23 protein-coding genes are annotated in these 17,377 nt (G+C 67.2%); 13 read left to right on the forward strand and 10 right to left on the reverse strand.

The genetic code is table 11. The features are described from left to right. From Q8M82_RS12545 to Q8M82_RS12575, 7 genes are all read right to left on the reverse strand, one after another. Window positions 1–154 (reverse strand): flagellar basal body P-ring protein FlgI (locus Q8M82_RS12545; protein ID WP_371126339.1); only part of this gene is annotated, 154 nt, incomplete at its 3' end. After that, window positions 154–633 carry a flagellar basal body P-ring formation chaperone FlgA gene (flgA, locus tag Q8M82_RS12550; protein ID WP_305691685.1) on the reverse strand — a complete coding sequence of 160 codons (480 nt, stop codon included), beginning with the start codon at window positions 631–633 and terminating at the stop codon, window positions 154–156. The genes flgA and Q8M82_RS12545, both read right to left, overlap by 1 nt. Window positions 634–641: 8 nt before the next feature. After that, window positions 642–1,430 carry a flagellar basal-body rod protein FlgG gene (gene flgG / locus Q8M82_RS12555; protein WP_305691686.1) on the reverse strand — a complete coding sequence of 263 codons (789 nt, stop codon included), beginning with the start codon at window positions 1,428–1,430 and terminating at the stop codon, window positions 642–644. A gap of 12 nt (window positions 1,431–1,442) precedes the next feature. Continuing rightward, window positions 1,443–1,781, reverse strand: coding sequence for a flagellar hook-basal body complex protein FliE (locus Q8M82_RS12560; RefSeq protein ID WP_305691687.1), 339 nt, complete (start codon window positions 1,779–1,781; stop codon window positions 1,443–1,445). Then, window positions 1,781–2,200 (reverse strand): flagellar basal body rod protein FlgC, encoded by a 420-nt coding sequence (gene flgC / locus Q8M82_RS12565; RefSeq protein ID WP_069053030.1) that lies wholly within the window; start codon window positions 2,198–2,200, stop codon window positions 1,781–1,783. The genes Q8M82_RS12560 and flgC overlap by 1 nt, the downstream gene beginning before the upstream one ends. A gap of 55 nt (window positions 2,201–2,255) precedes the next feature. Then, complete coding sequence (gene flgB / locus Q8M82_RS12570; protein ID WP_305691688.1) at window positions 2,256–2,636, reverse strand: flagellar basal body rod protein FlgB; 381 nt, start codon at window positions 2,634–2,636, stop codon at window positions 2,256–2,258. Between the two features lie 149 nt (window positions 2,637–2,785). Continuing rightward, complete coding sequence (locus Q8M82_RS12575) at window positions 2,786–3,460, reverse strand: response regulator transcription factor (protein ID WP_305691689.1); 675 nt, start codon at window positions 3,458–3,460, stop codon at window positions 2,786–2,788. Between the two features lie 442 nt (window positions 3,461–3,902). Here Q8M82_RS12575 and Q8M82_RS12580 point away from each other — a divergent pair, with 442 nt between their 5' ends. The 13 genes from Q8M82_RS12580 (at window position 3,903) to Q8M82_RS12640 (ending at window position 14,264) form a co-directional block, all read left to right on the forward strand. After that, window positions 3,903–5,159 carry a flagellar hook protein FlgE gene (locus tag Q8M82_RS12580; protein ID WP_305691690.1) on the forward strand — a complete coding sequence of 419 codons (1,257 nt, stop codon included), beginning with the start codon at window positions 3,903–3,905 and terminating at the stop codon, window positions 5,157–5,159. Window positions 5,160–5,190: 31 nt separating this feature from the next. After that, complete coding sequence (gene flgK / locus Q8M82_RS12585) at window positions 5,191–6,672, forward strand: flagellar hook-associated protein FlgK (protein WP_305691691.1); 1,482 nt, start codon at window positions 5,191–5,193, stop codon at window positions 6,670–6,672. Between the two features lie 4 nt (window positions 6,673–6,676). Beyond that, the gene (locus Q8M82_RS12590) at window positions 6,677–7,729 is read left to right on the forward strand and encodes a flagellar hook-associated family protein (RefSeq protein ID WP_305691692.1); all 1,053 of its coding nucleotides are present in this window, start codon (window positions 6,677–6,679) and stop codon (window positions 7,727–7,729) included. 128 nt (window positions 7,730–7,857) lie between these two features. Next, a complete protein-coding gene (gene flaF, locus Q8M82_RS12595) occupies window positions 7,858–8,205 on the forward strand; it encodes a flagellar biosynthesis regulator FlaF (RefSeq protein ID WP_066723994.1) in 348 nt (115 codons plus the stop codon). 20 nt (window positions 8,206–8,225) lie between these two features. Continuing rightward, window positions 8,226–8,690 (forward strand): flagellar biosynthesis repressor FlbT, encoded by a 465-nt coding sequence (gene flbT / locus Q8M82_RS12600; RefSeq protein WP_305691693.1) that lies wholly within the window; start codon window positions 8,226–8,228, stop codon window positions 8,688–8,690. 57 nt (window positions 8,691–8,747) lie between these two features. Further along, on the forward strand, window positions 8,748–9,017 hold the full coding sequence (locus Q8M82_RS12605; RefSeq protein WP_305691694.1) for a flagellar hook capping FlgD N-terminal domain-containing protein: 270 nt from the start codon (window positions 8,748–8,750) through the stop codon (window positions 9,015–9,017). A gap of 10 nt (window positions 9,018–9,027) precedes the next feature. Next, window positions 9,028–9,294 (forward strand): flagellar biosynthetic protein FliQ, encoded by a 267-nt coding sequence (locus Q8M82_RS12610; protein WP_305691695.1) that lies wholly within the window; start codon window positions 9,028–9,030, stop codon window positions 9,292–9,294. A gap of 46 nt (window positions 9,295–9,340) precedes the next feature. Next, a complete protein-coding gene (gene flhA / locus Q8M82_RS12615; RefSeq protein WP_305691696.1) occupies window positions 9,341–11,452 on the forward strand; it encodes a flagellar biosynthesis protein FlhA in 2,112 nt (703 codons plus the stop codon). Beyond that, the gene (fliR, locus tag Q8M82_RS12620) at window positions 11,449–12,201 is read left to right on the forward strand and encodes a flagellar biosynthesis protein FliR (protein WP_305691697.1); all 753 of its coding nucleotides are present in this window, start codon (window positions 11,449–11,451) and stop codon (window positions 12,199–12,201) included. The genes flhA and fliR overlap by 4 nt, the downstream gene beginning before the upstream one ends. A gap of 5 nt (window positions 12,202–12,206) precedes the next feature. Next, window positions 12,207–12,605 (forward strand): hypothetical protein, encoded by a 399-nt coding sequence (locus Q8M82_RS12625; protein ID WP_305691698.1) that lies wholly within the window; start codon window positions 12,207–12,209, stop codon window positions 12,603–12,605. A 90-nt stretch (window positions 12,606–12,695) separates the two neighbouring features. Further along, complete coding sequence (locus tag Q8M82_RS12630; protein ID WP_305691699.1) at window positions 12,696–13,328, forward strand: rod-binding protein; 633 nt, start codon at window positions 12,696–12,698, stop codon at window positions 13,326–13,328. Window positions 13,329–13,332: 4 nt separating this feature from the next. Next, window positions 13,333–13,812: a hypothetical protein gene (locus Q8M82_RS12635; RefSeq protein ID WP_305691700.1), complete on the forward strand. Its 480-nt coding sequence runs from the start codon at window positions 13,333–13,335 to the stop codon at window positions 13,810–13,812. Then, a complete protein-coding gene (locus tag Q8M82_RS12640; protein ID WP_305691701.1) occupies window positions 13,809–14,264 on the forward strand; it encodes a hypothetical protein in 456 nt (151 codons plus the stop codon). Before Q8M82_RS12635 ends, Q8M82_RS12640 begins: the two co-directional genes overlap by 4 nt. A 117-nt stretch (window positions 14,265–14,381) precedes the next feature. Here Q8M82_RS12640 and fliI read toward each other — a convergent pair whose 3' ends face one another. Genes fliI through Q8M82_RS12655 form a run of 3 tightly spaced genes read right to left on the reverse strand, consistent with a single transcriptional unit; the run spans window position 14,382 to window position 17,279 of the window. Then, window positions 14,382–15,704 carry a flagellar protein export ATPase FliI gene (fliI, locus tag Q8M82_RS12645; protein ID WP_305691702.1) on the reverse strand — a complete coding sequence of 441 codons (1,323 nt, stop codon included), beginning with the start codon at window positions 15,702–15,704 and terminating at the stop codon, window positions 14,382–14,384. A 19-nt stretch (window positions 15,705–15,723) separates the two neighbouring features. Then, the gene (gene flgF / locus Q8M82_RS12650) at window positions 15,724–16,446 is read right to left on the reverse strand and encodes a flagellar basal-body rod protein FlgF (protein WP_305691703.1); all 723 of its coding nucleotides are present in this window, start codon (window positions 16,444–16,446) and stop codon (window positions 15,724–15,726) included. Window positions 16,447–16,448: 2 nt separating this feature from the next. Beyond that, window positions 16,449–17,279 (reverse strand): DUF1217 domain-containing protein, encoded by an 831-nt coding sequence (locus Q8M82_RS12655; protein ID WP_305691704.1) that lies wholly within the window; start codon window positions 17,277–17,279, stop codon window positions 16,449–16,451. Window positions 17,280–17,377 lie beyond the last annotated feature (98 nt).

Below are 17,377 nucleotides of genomic sequence, written 5' to 3' on the forward strand. Positions count from 1 at the left end.
CGATGACGAGCCCGTAGCCGACGAGCTGGTTGTCGCGCACGCCCTGCAGCCCGGCGATGTCCTTGATCCGCACCGAGGCACGGGCCGGCGCGGCGCCGGTCAGCGCCATGGCGAGCGCGCAGAGGCAAACGATCAGTCGCGAGGCGAGCGTCATCATTCGCTCCCGACGCGGATCGTGCCATCCGCCTGGACGACGCCGATCACGATCAGCCCGGTATCGGGATTGCGCGCCTTCACCATCTCGTTGACCGAGGCCGACGCCATCGGCTCGACGATGCCGGTGATGACGAGATCGCTCTCGCGGAACACGACCTGGGTCGGCACCCCGCGGCGCACCACCTTGGGATCGTCGACCGCGTTGAGCGGGATCGGGTGGCCCGGCAGCAGCGTGCGCCGCACGACCTTGCCGACCAAAGCGAGCCGGTTGTCCACCGCCACCCGCCCGGCCACCCGGAAGGCGCGGTCGACCAGATGCACATCGGCGATGACGTCGCCCGGATAGAGCGTGACCGCCGGGACCGGCAGCGTCACCGCCGCCGGGTTGGCCTGGACCGGCCCGGTCGCGAGCAGGCCGATAACAGCGGCGAGCACGGCCGCCGCGAGGCCCTGAGAGCGGAGCGTCTTGCCGGCCATGGCGCGCCTCACCGGATGCCGTTGGAGACGGTGCCGGCCATCTGGTCGGCGGCGGTGATGACCTTGGCGTTCATCTCATAGGCGCGCTGCGCCGCGATCAGCGCCGTGATCTCCTTCACCGGATCGACGTTCGACGCCTCGAGATAGCCCTGGCGCAGCTTGCCGAAGCCGATCGCGGTCGGGTTGCCGTCATTCGGCTGCCCCGAGGCCACGGTCTCGCGATAGAGATTGCCGCCGAGCGGCTCGAGCCCGGCATCATTGGCGAAATTCGCCAGCGTGATCTGGCCGAGCTGGCGCGGCTGCACCTCGCCCGGGATCTTGGCGAGCACCAGCCCGGACTCGTTGACGGTGACGTCGACCGTATCGGCGGGGACCCGGATCGCCGGATCGAGCAGATAGCCGTCCGCCGTGACGATGTCGCCGTCGGCATTGGTGTTGAAGGTGCCGGCGCGGGCATAGAGCGTCTCGCCCTCCGGCGCCGTCACCTTGAACCAGCCGCGCCCGTCGATGGCGAGGTCGAGCCGGTTGCCGGTCTGCGTCATCGCGCCCTGGATGTGCAGGTTGCGGATCGCCGCCGCCCGCACGCCCAGCCCGAGCGAGGCGCCCTCGGGGATCGAGCCGTCGCCGCCGCGATTGGGCACGCCGCGCGAGCGCTCGGTCTGGTAGAGCAGGTCGGTGAACTCCGGCCGCGCCCGCTTGAAGGACGTCGTGTTGATGTTGGAGATGTTGTTGGCGATGACCTCGACATTGAGCTGCTGTGCGCTCATGCCGGTGGCCGCGATGGCGAGGACTTTCATCGGCTTCGTTCCTCAGATCGCCATGTGCATGAATTCTTGGTAGGCGCCGACGACCTTGTCGCGCATCGCCATGGCGAGTTGCAGCGACTGCTCGGCCGACATCACGGCCTGGACGACGTCCTGAACGGCCGCCTTGCCCTGGATACCGGCGACCGCCTGGCTCTCGCCCTCGGCGAGCTTGTCGACGAAGTTCTGCGCGACATTGGCGAAGACGGAGCCGAAATCGGCGCCGGGCTGGGCCGCGCCCGCCGCAGCGGCCGCGCCCTGGCGCAGGCTGGCGCCTCCGAGGCCCGACAGCCCCTGGGTGACCTGGCTCGCGACCGGCGCGAGAGCGGAAATCGCGTTGAGCATCAGCCGTTCCTCAAAAGATCGATGGTCATGGATTGCATCGAGCGCGCCTGCTTGATCATCTGCAGGTTTGCCTCGTAGGAGCGGTTCGCCTCGCGCATGTCGGCCATTTCGAGCAGCAGCGAGACATTGGGCATCTTGACGTAGCCCTTCTCGTCGGCGGCCGGATGGCTCGGCTCGAACTCGACGCGGAAGGGCGCCTTGTCGACGCCGACGCCCTTGATCTTGACGAGCGAGACGCCCAGCGCCCGGTTCATCGCGCTCTCGAAGGTCACGGTCTTGCGGCGATAGGGATCGGCCCCGCGGGTCGTGCCCGTGGCCTGGGCGTTGGCCAGGTTCTCCGAGACGACGCGCACCCGCGTCGACTGGGCCTGCAGGCCGGCACCGGCGATCTTCATCGAAGCGTCGAGGGGGTCGATCATGGATTTGTCCTCACTCTGGACAGTATTCGAGCGACGAATGCTTGCGCGAGGCTGGTCAGCCCTTGATCGCGGTCATCATCATCCGGTGGAAGCTGCGCACGATGTTGGTCGTGAACGCGTGGTTGCGGCTGATCTCGCCCGCCTTGAGCATTTCCTGCTCGAGGCTGACAGAATTGCCGGAATGCACGGTGGACCAGCTGTCCGACTTGCGCGGACGGGCGGTCAGCGCCTCGGCCGGGGTCGAACTGATATGGTTGGGCGCGGTCGCTGCCAGCGACAGCGTGGTCTTGCGCACCACCGCCTCGAAAGGCTCGACATCAACAGCAGTGTAGCGCGGCGTATTGGCATTCGCGATGTTCTGCGAGACGGCGTTCTGTCGAACGGCGAGCCATTGAGACTGCTTGGCAGCGAGATCGAAGAGATGGATGGGCTCCACGGGAAGCCTCCGTTGTCGTGATTAGACGACACTAGGAGGATTGACTTGCGTGAAGCTGGTCGCGGCGGACCCTAAAGAGATGAAGCGGGATCGAAGACTGCTGGAAACCGTCAGGAAGGGCCACCCCGGCCCTGCGGCCGGGGCGCATGTCAGGAGATCGTGTAGCCGAGGTAGCGCTTGGAATCGATCGGGTCGTAGCCGAGCTTGGCCCGCAGCTTCTTGCGCAGCTTGCTGACATGGCTCTCGACCACGGCCTCGTCGACTTCGGCATCGAACAGGCCATAGACCGCGTTGAAGACCTGCGTCTTGGTGACCCAGCGTCCGCGGTGGCGCATCAGGAATTCCAGGATGCGACGTTCGCGGCGCGGCAGCGCCATCAACTCGCCCGCGACTTCGGGATCGCTGCCGTCGAAATGGACCTTGATCTCGCCGACCGTGACCTCTTCGTCGCTTGAGCGACGCTTCTCGGCCCGACGCTGCATCGCATTCACCCGCGCCAGGATCTCGCGGACATGGACGGGCTTGCGGACCACGTCGTCGACGCCGGCAGCGAAGAGTTCCAGCGTCTTTTCGAGCGAGGAGGCTTCGTTCATGGCGATCACCGGCGCCTGCGAGCGGCGGCGGATCATCGTCGGGAAGGTCGAGCGCTCGGCACAGTCGCCGATCAGGAACGCCTCGACGCTGTTGAGATGGTCGGCCGAGGTGTCCTCGACCCATTCCTGGAATCGCGACGGCGTGAATCCGATCGCCGGTACGCCCTCGCCAGTAAACAGAGACTGATATCCTTCGGTGACGAGAACGCGGTCATCGATGACGATATACATTGATACCCCCCAGCATCGGTACAGCCCCCTCGCAAAGAGCTGGAAGCAGTCTGACGCTAGGGATCGTCTTCGTCATGGTCAACGCATGAATCGGATGTTGAGACATGAGATGAAACACTGTGGAAACCTGAGTTAAAGACCGTTATACGGATTTATGAGAAAGCCTATACGATCTTTTAACCATCGAGATTTAGCCGTCGACAAGTTCGACTCCAACGGCGTCCGCGCGCCTGCTTCCTTGCCGAGCGAGACGTTGAACGCCCTCCGCAGGCGGCGACTCGCCGCACGCAGATGTCCCTATAGTATAAGGAGTCGAGAGCGATCGTATTCGTCGTCAAGTATCTGTCTAAATTGACTCAATTGCGACGCGCTTCGTGCGAAAGCTTCGGGCAAGCAACGCCAGATCAGATGAGCCTCGAAAGCTTGGCTTGGAGATCGGCAGATGAGCATTTTCGGGATCATGCGGACCGGCGTCTCCGGAATGGCCGCCCAAGGCAGCAAGCTGGGCGCCGTCAGCGACAACATCGCGAATGTCAACACCGTCGGCTACAAGCGCGCCTCGACCGAATTTTCCTCGCTGATCTCGGAAGGGAACCACAGCGAATACAATTCCGGCGGCGTCGAGACGACGACACGCTACGCGATTTCCGACGAGGGCCTGATCATGGGCTCGACCTCGAAGACGGACCTCGCGATCAAGGGCAACGGCTTCTTCATCGTCACCGATGCGGGCGGAACGCCCTACATGACCCGCGCCGGCGCCTTCGTGAAGAACGGCAGCCAGGAGCTGGTCAATTCGGCCGGCTTCTACCTGATGGGCTACCCGATCCAGAACGGCGACCCGACGGTCGTCGCCAACAGCCTCGACGGGCTCGAGCGCATCAACCTCGCCAATGTCGCCTATGAGGCGAATCCGACGGTCAGCGGGACGCTCAAGGGCGTGCTCGACTCCAATGCCGCGGTGATCGCGCCGGGCACGCTTCCTTCCGACAACGTCGCCGGCAGCACCTATTCGAGCAAGGCCTCGATCGTCACCTACGACAATCTCGGCAACAAGCAGTTCCTCGACGTCTACATGGCCAAGACCGGCACGGCGCCCGACGCCTGGCAGGCGGTCGTCTTCGACCAGGCCGGTGCGACCGCCGGCGGATTCCCCTATGCGGGCGGCCCGCTCGCCAACGTCGCTCTGGCCTTCGGGCCGACCGGCCAGCTCACCACGGCGCCGGCGAATTTCACCGTCGCCATTCCCGGCGGCGCGACCGCCACGATCGACTTCAGCCAGGTTTCGCAGGTCGCCACCGGCGAGACCGCGCTGGAACTCGCCGTGGACGGCAACGCGCCGAGCGCGGTCGAGAGCGTGGACATCGCCGATGACGGCACCGTCTACGCCGTCTTCGAGAACGGAGCGCGGCGCGCGACCTACCGCATCCCGCTGGCCACCGTGCCGAGCCCGGATCAGCTGACGCCGGTTTCGGGCAACGTGTATTCGGTCAACAACAAATCCGGCGACGTCATCGTCGGCTTCCCCGAGAGCGGCAGCTTCGGCTCGATCCGGTCGGGAGCGCTCGAGCAGTCGAATGTCGACCTCGCCACCGAGTTGACGGCGATGATCGAGTCACAGCGCAGCTACACGGCGAATTCGAAGGTCTTCCAGACCGGGTCGGAAATCCTCGACGTCCTGGTCAACCTGAAGCGCTGAGTTCAGCCGAAAGAGAGACGGGGACGCCCCCATGAGCCTGTCATCCGCCCTGAACGTGGCGCAGTCCTCCCTGACCGCGACCTCGACCCAGACGTCCATCCTCTCGCGCAACGTCGCCGGGGCGGACAATCCCAACTACAATCGCAAGGCCGGCACCCTCGTCACCACCTATGGCGGTGCGGTCAGGGTCGCTTCGGTCAGCCGGGCGATGGATTCCGTGCTGTTTTCCGCGAAGCTCGGCGCGACCGCGGCGACGTCCGGCCAGCAGGCGATCGTCGAAGCACTCGACCAGCTCGAGGCCACGATCAACGACCCCGAGCTCGACCAGTCGCTGGCGGCGAAGCTCGGCAGCCTGACCAATGCCCTGCAGCAATACGGCGTGACGCCGGACGATCCGCTGCTCGCGCAGAACGTGCTGACCAAGGCCACCGAGATGGTCCGCAGTCTCAACGAGGCCAGCGAGACCGTCCGGACGGTGCGACTCCAGGCCGATGCCGACATGGCGCTGGGCGTCGAGCGGGTGAACGGCCTGCTCCGGGAATTCGAGGCGGCCAACACCGCCATCGTCAAGGGCAGCCAGTCCGGTGCCGACGTCACCGATCAACTCGACACGCGCGACCGCATCCTCTCCCAGCTTTCGGAAGAGATGGGCATCAGCGTCGTGACCCGCCCGAACAACGACATGGTGATCTACACCGATGGCGGCGTGACCCTGTTCGAGACGGTCCCGCGCAGCGTCACGATGGCGCCGAGCTACGCGCTCGGTGCCGGGACGGCCGGCAACGCCGTCTATGTCGACGGCGTGCCGGTGACCGGCCCCAACGCGATCATGCCGATCAAATCGGGCCAGATCTACGGTTCCTCGATCGTCCGAGACGAGATCACCGTCACCTATCAGATCCAGCTCGACGAGATCGCCCGCGGGCTGATCGAGGTCTTCGCCGAGAGCGACCAGACCGGTGTCGGGCCGGACCAGGCCGGCCTCTTCACCTATGGCCCGCCGCCCGGTCCCGCCGCCATTCCGGCGACCGGCGTGACGGTGGCGGGGCTCGCCGGAGCGATCCGCATCAACGCCAATGCCGACCCGTCCCAGGGCGGCAATCTCGACCGGCTGCGCGATGGCGGCATCTCCGACCCGCTCGATCCCAATTACAGCTACAACGCCAGCGGCGCCGCCGGCTTCCCCGACCGAATCCAGGGGCTGCTGACCGCGCTCGGCACGAGCCGCACCTTCGACCCCGCGACCGGCGCCGACCCGACCAACACCCTGGTCGGCTTCGCCGGCTCCTCGGTCGGCTGGCTCGAGGCCAAACGCCAGACCTCGACGCAGACGCTCGGCTACGAGACGGCGCTGCTCCAGCGCACGACCGCCGCGCTCTCCAACGTCACCGGCGTCGACATCAACGAGGAGATGACGCTGATGATGGAGCTGGAGCGCTCTTTCAACGCCTCGTCGACGCTGATCTCGACCATCGACCGGATGCTCGAGGCGCTGCTGCAGGCCGTGAGGTGACACCATGAAAACGAGCTTCATCTCGAACTATTCGCTCTCCGGCACGCTGCGCAACGCCGTCGCGAAGGCCCGCGACAGCCTCGCCGACGCCACCAAGGAATCGACCACGCTGCGCCATGCCGATATCGGCCTGAAGCTGGGTGGCAGCACCGGCAAGACGGTCGGCCTGCGCGATCAGTACGACCGGCTGAACGGCATCGTCGATACCAACGGCCTCGTCGCCTCGCGGCTCGAAGTGACGCAGAAGGCGCTCGACGGCATGCGCGAGACCGCCGAGCAGTTCCTCGCCACGCTGATCAGCGTCCGCGATGGCGACAAGGGCGCCGCGGTGCTGAAGTCGGAGGCGAAGAACAACCTTCAGGCCCTGACGGCTTCGCTCAACGCCTCCTCCAGCGGGCAGTTCCTCTTCGCCGGCATCAACACGCAGCAGCGCCCCGTGACGGATTACTTCGCCACGCCGGCCTCGGGGAACAAGGCCGCGATCGACGCCGCCTTCGCCGGCTATTTCGGCTTCGCCCAGGACGCGCCGGCCGCAGCCGACATCAGCCAGGCGGACATGACGACCTTCCTGCAGACGGTGCTGCCGGCGGAGTTCGCCAACCCCGCCTGGGGCACGAACTGGTCGACGGCGCTCGATCAGAACATGACCGGCCGCATCTCGCTGAGCGAGGTCGTCGAGGTCTCGACCAACGCCAACACGCAGACCATGCGCGACCTCGCCATGGCCTACACCATGGCCTACGACCTCGGCATCGAGAACCTCAACACCAACGCCTTCCGCGCGATCGTCGATGGTGCGATCGAGAGCGTCAACAAGGCGATCCTCGGCCTCACCGCGACGCAGGCGCAGCTCGGCGCCATCGAGGAGCGCGTCAAGGTCTCGAGCGAGCGTCTCACCATCCAGCGCGACATCGTCGCCAAGCAGATCCAGGCCTTCGAGAACGTCGATCCCTACGAGGCGAATGTCCGCGTCACTGATCTGACGACGCAGCTCGACACCGCCTATGCGCTCACCGTCAGGATCCAGCAGCTCAACATCCTGAAGTACATGAGCTGATCCCGCGCCCGGCCGTTCCACGCCGCCGGGCGCTCCGCCATCCGCCCTCTCCGCGCACGCCGGTTCCGCCGGCGCCACCGGGCGGCTGCGCGCCCACGCCCTCTCGTCCACCAATCCGGAGACGCCCGATGTATCAGAGCTCCTATGCGGCCATGGCCGCGGATGATTACGCCCTCGCCCGCGCCCAGGAATGGCGCGCGCTCGACCACGCCGTGACCCTGCTCGAGGAAGCGCGCCCGACCGGGGCGGCCTCGCCCGAGACGATCGAGGCGGTCGGCTTCCTGCGCCGGCTCTGGACGCTGCTGATCGAGGATCTCGGCAGCGCCGAGAACGGCCTTCCCGAGAGCCTGCGCGCCTCGCTGATCTCGATCGGCCTCTTCGCCCTGCGCCAGGGCGAGGCGCTGCGACTCGGCCAGTCGGACGATTTCGAGTCGGTCATCGACGTCAACAAGATGATCCGCGACAGCCTCGCCTGAACCGGAGGAAGGGCAAGCCGATGAACCTCTCTTTGCGCGCCAACGAGAAGATCTACGTCAACGGGGCGATCCTGCGCTTCGACCGCAAGGTCAGCCTCGAGCTGATGAACGACGCGACCTTCCTGCTCGAGACCCATGTCATCCAGCCCGACGAGACGACGACGCCGCTTCGGCAGCTCTACTTCGTCGTCCAGACCATGCTGATCGACCCGAAGAACGCCGGCGCCGCCCGGCTGCTGTTCGACCGCATGCTGATGACGACCGCCTGCATCTTCGAGGATGCGACCGTGCTTGTCGGGCTCCAGGCGGTCGATCGGCTGATCGCGGAGGAGCGCCATTTCGAGGCGCTGAAGCAGCTGCGGGCGCTCTACCCGGCGGAAGCCGCCATCCTCGCAAGCTCCGGGCAGGCCAGCGAGCCTAGCCTGCCGGCGACGGTGAGCGCTGCAGCCGTCGCGCCCCTGCGGCGCGAGGCCGCGCTCGCCTGACGACACCGGGTCCGCCGCCATCGGCGGGCCGCCACCCCGAACCCGGCGGAGCCGATCATGGACGTGAGCAGCATCCAGACCACCACGACGAGCACGACGTCGAGTTCGACGAGCGCCAAGAGCGCCATGGGCGACTACAACACCTTCCTGCAGCTCCTGATCGCCCAGGCCAAGAACCAGGACCCGACCAACCCGACCGATCCGGCGCAATATGTCCAGCAATTCGCGGCGCTCTCCCAGGTCGAGCAGTCGGTCTCGACCAATGCCAAGCTCGACCAGATCATCGCCGGCATCGCGGCGCTGAAGCCCGCCACGACGCAAGCCTGAGGCGATCCGCGTGAACGAGGCCGACGCTCTCGACCTGATGCGCGACGCCGTCTGGGCGATCATCGTCGGCGCGGGTCCCGCCGTGGCCGCCGCGATGGCGATCGGCCTGATGATCGCGCTGATGCAGGCCCTGACGCAGGTGCAGGAGGCCACGCTGACCTTCGTGCCGAAGATCGTCGTCATCCTGATCGTGATGGCGACGACCGGTGCCTTCACCGGCGCACAGGTCTTCGCCTTCACCGAGCGCGTCTATGGGCGCATCGAGCGCGGCTTCTGACCGCGCCGACGCGCGCGCATCTCCGACGACAGGACAGGGTGCCAGGATGGCCACGCCCACACTCATCACCGGCAAGGTCGCGCCGAAGGCGCTGCCGGACGAACCTCCGGCCAGCCGCCGCGACATCGGCTTCGCCGTCGGCATCGTCGCCATCCTCTCGATCCTGTTCCTGCCGATCCCGGCCTTCCTGATCGATCTCGGCCTGGCGCTCTCGATCGCGCTCTCGGTGCTGATCCTGATGGTGGCGCTCTGGATCAAGAAGCCGCTCGAATTCTCCTCCTTCCCGACCATCCTGCTGGTCGCGACGATGCTGCGGCTCGCCCTCAACATCGCCACGACGCGCGTCATCCTCGCGCATGGCAACGAGGGCTCGCATGCGGCGGGCTACATCATCGACGGCTTCGCCCGCTTCGTCATTGCCGGCGACTTCGTCATCGGCCTGATCGTCTTCGTCATCCTCGTCACGGTGAACTTCATCGTGATCACCAAGGGCGCGACTCGCATCGCCGAGGTCGGTGCCCGCTTCACCCTCGACGCCATCCCCGGCAAGCAGATGGCGATCGACGCCGATCTCTCGGCCGGGTTGATCGACGCCCCCGAGGCGCAGCGCCGCCGCCACGAGCTGGAGGAGGAGAGTTCCTTCTTCGGCGCGATGGACGGCGCCTCGAAATTCGTCCGCGGCGACGCCATCGCCGGGCTGATCATCACCGCCGTGAACATCCTCGGCGGCATCATCATCGGCGTCACCCGCCACGGCATGTCGCTGTCCCAATCGGCCGACGTCTTCGTCAAGCTCGCGGTCGGCGACGGCCTCGTCACCCAGATCCCCGCGCTGATCGTCTCGCTGGCCGCCGGCCTGCTCGTCTCCAAGGGCGGCACCCGCGGCACGGCCGAGCAGGCGATCCTCGGCCAGCTCGGCCATTATCCCCGCGCCCTCTTCGTCGCCTCCTTCCTGATGGCGATCCTGGCGCTGGTACCGGGCCTGCCGCTGCTGCCCTTCGCGCTGCTTGGCGGCGTGATGGCCTTCGTCGGCTACACGATCCCCAAGCGCATCGCCGAACGCGCCGCGGCCGCCGAGGAAATCCGCGCCATGGAGGCCGAGGAGGCTGCGCGCGAGAGCCAGGACACGATCAAGGACTCGCTGCGCACCGCCGAGATCGAACTCAGCCTCGGCAAGCAGCTCGCCGCCGAGATGCTGACCTCGCACAGCGAGCTGGCGCATCGCGTCGGCAAGATGCGCAAGAAATTCGCGCAGCAATACGGTTTCGTCGTGCCCGAGATCAAACTCTCCGACAGCCTGACGCTGCCGCCGAAGCATTACGAGTTCCGCATCCACGGCACCGTCGCCGCCACCGGCGAGATGCGCCCCGGCAGCATGCTGGTCGTCGTCGGCGACGGCCGCCTGCCCGACCTGCCGGGCGAGGAGGTCCGCGAGCCCGCCTTCGGCGTCAAGGCGATGTGGGTCTCGGAAAGCTACGCCAACGAGGTGCGGCGCGAGGGCATGCAGCCGGTCGACCGGCTCTCGGTGCTGCTGACCCATCTCAGCGAGACGATCCGCAAGAATCTGGGCCAGCTGTTGTCCTACAAGGACATGCGCGCGCTGCTCGACCGGCTGGGGCCCGAATACAAGAAACTGCTGGACGAGATCTGCCCGGCCCATATGTCGCTGTCGAGCCTGCAGGCGGTGCTGCGCCTGCTGCTGGCCGAGCGGGTCTCGATCCGCAATCTCCACCTCATCCTCGAGGTCGTCGCCGAGATCGCGCCCCATGTCCGCCGCGCCGAGCAGATCGCCGAGCATGTGCGCATGCGCATGGCCCAGCAGATCTGCGGCGACCTCACCCAGGGCGGTGTGCTCAACATGCTGCGGCTCGGCAACCGCTGGGACCTCGCCTTCCATGAGAGCCTGCGCCGCGACGCCAAGGGCGAGGTCGTCGAATTCGACATTGACCCGCGCCTGATCGAGGAGTTCGCGGCCGAGGCGACGACGGCGATCCGTACCCGCATGGATCAGGGCCAGAGCTTCGTGCTGGTCACCAGCCCGGATGCGCGGCCTTACGTGCGCATGATCGTCGAGCGCATTTTCCCGGCGCTGCCCGTCCTCTCCCATGTCGAGATCGCGCGCGGGCTGGAGGTCAACCTGCTGGGCACCATCTCGTGACGCCGTTCACGCCCGACACGGTGCTGCATGCCTTCCTGATTTTCTGCCGCATCGGCGCCTGCCTGATGCTGATGCCGGGCTTCTCCAGCCCGCGCGTGCCCGTCCGCTTCCGGCTGATGATCGCGGTCGGCGTCACGCTGGCGCTCGCGCCCTATGTGCTGCCGGCCTTCGCCCATCTCGTCTCGCCCGGCCCTGCGACGCTGCTGCGCGTCGTTCTGGCTGAGACGATGACCGGGGCTCTGATCGGGCTGATGGCGCGCTTCTTCTTCCTGGCGCTGCAGACCATCGCGACCGCAATGGCGACGACCGCCGGCCTCGGCCAGCTGCCGGGCCTGCCGATCGACGAGGCCGAGGCCTCCGCCCCCTTCGTGACGCTGATCACCATGACGGCGGCGACGCTGATGTTCGTCACCAACCAGCATGCCGAGGTCATCCGCGCGCTGGCGGGCTCCTATACCCGCATCGCGCCGGGCACGCCGCTCGACGCTCAGGCCGGGCTGATCCAGATCGCCGACCGGGCTTCCGAGACCTTCTATCTCGCGCTGCGCGTCGGCAGCCCCTTCATCATCTATGCCGTGATCGTCAATCTCGCGATCGGCCTGATGAACAAGCTGACGCCGCAGATTCCGGTCTATTTCATCTCACTGCCCTTCGTGATCGCGGGCGGCCTGTTCCTGCTCTACTTCTCCGGGCCGGAGGCGCTGAAGCTGTTCATCACCGCCTTCTCCTCCTGGCTGGCACGGGGTTGAGGGCCGTGCAGGGCAGACGGCTCAAGGCGATCGAGCGGATGCTGTCGATCCAGTCGCGCATCCGCAGGCTCGCGGAATGGCGCCAGAAGGCAATCGAGTTGCAGGCCGCCGCGGCCCGCGCCGAATCCCGCGCGCTGGTCGCGGCGCTCAACGGCGAGGGGCCGACGGCCGGGCTCTTCGCCGACATGACCGCGAGACGCCTGCATCGCACCGAAGTCTCGGCCTCGCAGCTGGAAGCGGCGGCAGTCGTCCAGGGCAGGCAGGTGCTCGCCGAGACGGGCCGCGAGAAGCGCACCGCCCGCCTCGCCGACCATGTCCGCAAGGTGAAGCTGCGGGCCGACCAAGACGGTGCGCTCGTCGAGATCATGGATGCGATCGAGGGCAAGCGCGCCGCCCGGCTCTGACACCTCTTCCCGCGTGCCGCCCGCAAGCCTGAAACAAGCCTGATCCGCCATCATCGGCTCCAGATCGTTCGACGACCCTGGAAGGTGACAATGGCGATTTCTCCTCCCTCCGACATCGTGCTCGACGTGGCCCGCGCCGCCGATCCGGCGCGCCTGCAGCTCGCGGTCGACCGGCTCCAGAAGCTCGGCACCGGCGTCGCCGGTACGCAGTTCGCCGCAGCGGTGGACGAGGCGGCGCCGGCCGGGAGCGTTCCCGGCCTCGCCGGAGCCCGCGAGAAATTCGCCGCTCTTGCGCCGGCTAAGCTAGATGGTGCCAGCCCGGTCGTCCCGTCGAAGAACGGCAAGACGATGCAGCAGTTCGAGGCGCAGGTCATCCAGACCTTCATCGAGCAGATGATGCCCGAGGCGACGGCGAACAATTTCGGCAGCGGCACCGCCGGCGGCGTCTGGCGCTCGATGCTCTCCGAGCAGATCGCCAACCAGATCGCCAAGGCGGGCGGGCTCGGCCTCCGCGAGAAGGTCGAGGCCGCCATCGCCGCCCGCAACAACACGAGCTCCAACGACGGTGCCGTCGCCGCCGCGCACAAGCTGCTCGACGGCCGGATCGCCGGCGCCAATGCCCGCGACCTCGCCATCCCGCTCTCCGTCGAGCAGCGCTTTCTCAACCTGACCAAGCCGGCGAGCTCCGGTGGCGTCGCCCGCTCCAATTTCCGACAGGCCTGACCCCATGACCGACTTGTCCGACGCGCCTGCTCCCGCCGACATCCCGGCATTGCTGCCCGCGCTGGTGCCGCCGCCCGTGGCGATGCAGGAGGCGCCCGCCGCCCCCAGCGCCGCCTCGCGCGCCATGTGGGCGGTGCTCGACCGCCTCGAACAGGCGATCGACCATGAGACCGGCGAGCTGATGGCCCTGCGCAGCGCCGACTTCAACCGCCTCAACGAGATCAAGAGCCGGCTGCTGCTCGACGCCAGCCGGGCGCTGCGCGCCATGCGCGGCGAGGCCGGCGACGGCCCGCTGATCGCGCGCCTGTCGACGCTGCGGCTGAAGCTCGAGCACAACCGCATGGCGATCGGCATGCATCTGGAGGCGGTGCGCGAGATCGCCTCGGCGATGACGAGCACGCTGATCGACGCCGAATCGGACGGCACCTATTCCGCCACCTCGCGCCTCGCTGCAGTGCCGGTCCCGCGGGCCCGCGCTTCATGACCACGGCGCGCCTGCTCGTTCTCGGCGCCTGGGTCTGCGGGGTCACGCTGCTCTCGGGCCATCTCGCCTTGACCTGGCGCGCCGAGACGCCGCCGGCCGCCGAAACCCCCTTCTTCGAGGGGCTCGAATATGAGGAGACGGCGCTGATCCATGTCCCGATCATCGCCAATGGCGAGGTCCAGGGCTATGTCGCGGCGCAGTTCGTCTTCACCGCCGATGCCCGCACGCTGCGCCAGATGACGGTGAAGCCGCACCCTTACGTCCGCGACGAGGCGCTGCGGGCGATCTACTCCAACGGCAACGTCGATTTCTCCCGGCTGGAGCGCGTCGACATCGACGCGCTGCTCAAGACGGTCAAGACCGGGGTCAACGCCCGCCTCGGCGGCGAGCTCGTCAAGGACGTGCTGGTCAAGGAATTCAACTACGTCCGCAAGGACCAGCTGCGCGGCTGAGATCGGCCGCTCGTCATTGCGAGCGCAGCGAAGCAATCCAGGGGACGTGGAGCGAGCCCTTCCGGATTGCTTCGCTGCGCTCGCAATAACGATATGACACTTGGGCGGAGGCTGCCCTCACCCCTGCAGCGTACTCGCCAGATCCTTGAAGGCGTCAGTGCTGAGCGCCGCGCTCATCTCCTGGTGCAGGGCCTCGTAGATCTTCGGCACCAGCACGATCGCCTTGTCGAGCTCGGCATCGGCGCCGGCCTGGTAGCCGCCCATCAGACGCAGGTCGCGCGTGTCCTCGAAGCGCGAGATCAGCGCCTTCATCCGCGATGCCAGCCCGCGCTGCTCCGGCGTCCAGACATGGTGGGCGAGGCGCGAGACGGAGCCAAGCACGTTCACCGCCGGATAGCGGCCCTGATCGGCGATGGCGCGGTCGAGCACGAGATGCCCGTCGAGCGTGCCGCGGATCGAATCCGCGACCGGGTCGTTGTGGTCGTCGCCGTCGATCAGCACGGAGAAGATCCCGGTGATGGTGCCGGTGCCCTCGACGCCGGGCCCCGCCCGCTCGAGCAGCTTCGGCAGCGTGCTGAAGACACTCGGCGTATAGCCGCGGGCAACCGCGGGCTCGCCGGCCGCCAGCGCGACGTCGCGCGCCGCATGGGCGAGGCGCGTCACGGAATCGAGGATCAGCAGCACGTCCTCGCCCTGGTCGCGGAAGTATTCGGCGACCGCCATCGCGGTGTTGGGCGCGAGCCGGCGCATCATCGCGCTCTCGTCGCTGGTCGAGACGACGGCGACCGCCTGGGCCCGCATCGGGCCCAGCGTATCGTCGAGGAATTCGCGCACTTCGCGGCCGCGCTCGCCGACGAGCCCGATGACGATGGTGCTGAAGCCAGGCGCCCGCGCCAGCATCGAGAGCAGGCTCGACTTGCCGACGCCAGAGCCGGCGAAGATGCCGATGCGCTGGCCGGCACAGAGCGGCGTGAACAGGTCGACGACCTTGACGCCGGTGCGGATCGGCCGCGTCACCCGCGCCCGCCTCATCGCCTCGGGCGGCGGCCCCTCGACCGGCATCGCGACATCGCCGGCCGGCAGGGGGCCGCTGTCGTCGATCGGCTCGCCGAAGGCATTGATCACGCGGCCCTTCCAGGCCAGGGAGGGGCGCAGCACGAGCGGCCCGGCGAGGCTGGCGCGGGCGCCGAGCCCGACGCCGACCGTCGTCGCGAAGGGCTTGACCAGCACGCCGTCGCGGTCGATCCGGATCGCCTCGCCCAGTTCCGCGCGGCCATTTGTCGAGAGCGCGATGCGCTCGCCCAGCCGCACGAAGCGCGAGAGGCCGCCAACGCGCAGCGCCGCCGGCGTGACCTCCGAAACGCTGCCGCTGACCTGGACCAGATCATGGGGCAGGGGGCCGCCGGCGAGGGCCTGCTCGAGGCGTGTCAAAGCGTTCATTGAGATTGCTCGGAACCGCTCAGCTCTCGCCGAGCGAGCGGATAGCGCCGTCGACCGCCTTTTCGCCCTTGTCGATGGCGTTGGCGGCGCTCTCGAAGGCGCGCGTCACCGCGATCAGCTTGGTCATCTCGCGGATCGGGTTGACGTTCGAGCCTTCGACGAAGCCCTGGCGCATGCCGTTGAGCACGAAATCGAGGATCGGGACGGCCGGGCGGTCCGGAACCACGCCGGAATTGTCGTGGCGCTGCAGCTTGGCAGCGGGGTCGATCGCGAAGAGCCCGATCGCGCCGACCTCCTGATTGCCCTGCCAGATCATGCCGTCGCGCGCGATGACCGGCGGCCCGCCCTCGGGGTCGAGCTGCATCGGCGCACCGCCGGCATCGAGCACCGGATGGTCCGAAAGCGTGCGCAACTCGCCCTGCGGCGTCATCTTCATCCGCCCGTCGCGGGTGTAGACGGTGCCGGCGGGCGTGGTGATCGCGAACCAGCCCTCGCCTTCGACGGCGACGTCGAGGGGGTTGCCGGTCTTGTCGAGCCCCCCCTGGATACGGCTGATATAGGTCTCTCCGGCCGAGGCGAAGGAGACTGCATCCGGCCCCTTCTTCGACAGGAAGGTGCTGAACTTGACCTCCTCGGCGCGGAAGCCGGCCGTGTTCATGTTGGCGACATTGCGCGCCAGCGTCTCCATCCGCTTCTCCAGCACGAGCTGGGAGGACAGGCCGACATAGATCGAGGACTGCATGGTCACACGCCTCCGAGGCGGAGATTCTGGATGCTGAACAGCACGTCGGTGCTGACCCCGGCCGCGACCGGCGGGCCGACGAGGATGGTGAGGGCGTTACTGGCCGCCGTCTGGCTGGCGCCGATATCGGCGATCGAGGTGAAGCGCAGCAGGAAGCGCTTGACGCCCTCGGCGTCCTTGAGCTGGTCGAAATCCAGCTTCTTGCCGATCATCTCCGCCTGCTTGTCGATCGGCATCATCGAGGTCGAGGCGGGGATGCCGAGCGCCGTCTGCACCACCTTCAGCAGCGCCGGATCGGCCAGCACCTCAAAGGCGTTCTTCAGGCCGGACGCCTTGCGCTCGAAATAGAGCGCGAGCCGGACATTCTCGTTCTGGCTGCCCTGCTGCTCCTCGAAGACCTGGCGGACATAGCGCTCGGTCATCGGCTTCTGCGTGCGGTCGAAGCTCGTCGTCGCCGAGCCGTAGCGGGCGAAGTTGAAGGTCGTCGCCAGATCCTTGTAGCGCGGGTCGGTCAGCTTGTTGGCGAAGCTGGAGGAGGTGTCGATGCCTTCGGTCAGGACCTTGCGGATGAGGCCCTTGGCATAGGTCATCTCCTCCAGCCCGAAGGCCTTCATCGCGTAGCGATAGATCCGGTCATTGCCGAGGAAGTCGTCGATCGATTTGATCTTGCCGATATTGGCGAGATAATAGGCGCTCTCATTGGCCGTCTGCGGTATCGCGGCCGCCCGCTCCAGAGATTTGGGGAGGTTCCGCGCCACGGCCTGGAAGGCCATCGTCGTCGTGGTCATCGTCGCAATCCCGGCAGTGATCCGGGCCTGCGCCCGAATGGTCATGAGACATCAAGCTCCTGCGCAAGGCTTGCGTGGACCTGACCGCCGGGTTCGACAGTCGTTTCAGCCTCGCGCAAGCCAGCTGCTCTAGCGCTTCACTT

Origin of the sequence: Allobosea sp. (genome assembly GCF_030694325.1) — a bacterium.
Taxonomy (GTDB): domain Bacteria; phylum Pseudomonadota; class Alphaproteobacteria; order Rhizobiales; family Beijerinckiaceae; genus Allobosea.